This is a genomic window from Parapedobacter defluvii (assembly GCF_014642075.1).
In the GTDB taxonomy this organism is placed as follows: Bacteria; Bacteroidota; Bacteroidia; order Sphingobacteriales; family Sphingobacteriaceae; genus Parapedobacter; species Parapedobacter defluvii.
In genome coordinates this window covers 1-1,207 of the sequence record NZ_BMIK01000055.1, presented here as the reverse complement: position 1 = coordinate 1,207, position 1,207 = coordinate 1, and the positions used below count along the sequence as shown (strand labels likewise).

Annotated in this window: 1 protein-coding gene; it reads right to left on the bottom strand. The window is 52.9% G+C overall.

Annotated elements, in window-relative coordinates; genetic code table 11:
- Positions 1–1,207: efflux RND transporter permease subunit (locus IEX60_RS24700; protein WP_188754063.1), on the bottom strand; the 1,207-nt coding region annotated here is incomplete at both ends.

Sequence of the window (1,207 nt, the reverse complement as noted above, 5' to 3'; positions counted from 1 at the left end):
TTGAAGGACGTTGCCTTCCTTTTTGCATAATATTCGGCAAGCAACTCGCTGCTTTTTACCGAAAGGTTGTTTTTCGCCGCCGTATCAAGGGCTTGTTCCAGCGTGATGGTCTGGGCAAACACCGGAAGCTGGATCAGCAGCAGCACCGCAACCACCGTGTTTTTTTTGCCGAAAGTCCATTTGGGAAGCTTGATTTTTTCAAGCCAGATAAACAAGGTGGGCAGCACGAAGAGGGTCAGGAACGTTGCGATAAGCAACCCGCCGATTACCACTGTTGCAAGGGGCCGTTGCACTTCGGCTCCTGCACCCCGGCTGACAGCCATTGGCAGAAACCCGAGCGAAGCCACGAAAGCGGTCATCAATACCGGCCGTAACCGCGTTTTGGTGCCGTTGAGCGCAATTGCATATAAATCCTTTTCTCCGGCTTGTTTCAGGCGGTTGAATTCGGCAACGAGTACAATGCCGTTGAGCACAGCTACGCCGAATAATGCGATGAATCCCACGCCGGCGCTGATGCTGAATGGCATCCCACGTAAAGCCAGCAGGAAAATACCACCGATGGCAGAAAGCGGAATGGCTGTATAGATCAATAGGCTTTCTTTGATGGAATGGAAAGCAAAAAACAGGAGCACAAATATCAGCACAAGTGACACCGGAACGGCGACCATCAGGCGGTCCTTTGCCTGGTTGAGGCTTTCAAACGCACCACCGTAGGTGATGTAGTAGCCCGGAGATAGGTTGACCTGCAGGTCGGCTTTCTTCTGCAGTTCGTTTACGATGCTTTGTACATCGCGCCCCCTGACATTGAAGCCTACCACGATCCGTCGCTTGGCATCTTCACGCTGTATCTGGGCAGGACCGTTCTGGATGCTGACATCAGCCACCTGGTATAGCGGAATCTGGCCGCCCCTCGGTGTCGGGATCAGCAGGTTGCGGATGTCTTCCAGGTCCTCCCGTTGCTGTTCGTCCAGCCGGAGCACCAGGTCAAACCGTTTTTCGCCCTCGTAAACCTTACCCGCGCTTTGTCCGGCAAAAGCGGTGTTAACCACCCGGTTGACAGCTACGATATTTAGCCCGAATTGGGCAATATTCGCCCGGTTATATTTTACAATGACCTGTGGCAACCCCGTAATCGGTTCTACGTACAAATCCTGCGCACCAACCACCGTTTTGATGATTTCACCGAAACGATTGGCGTATTCCGCCA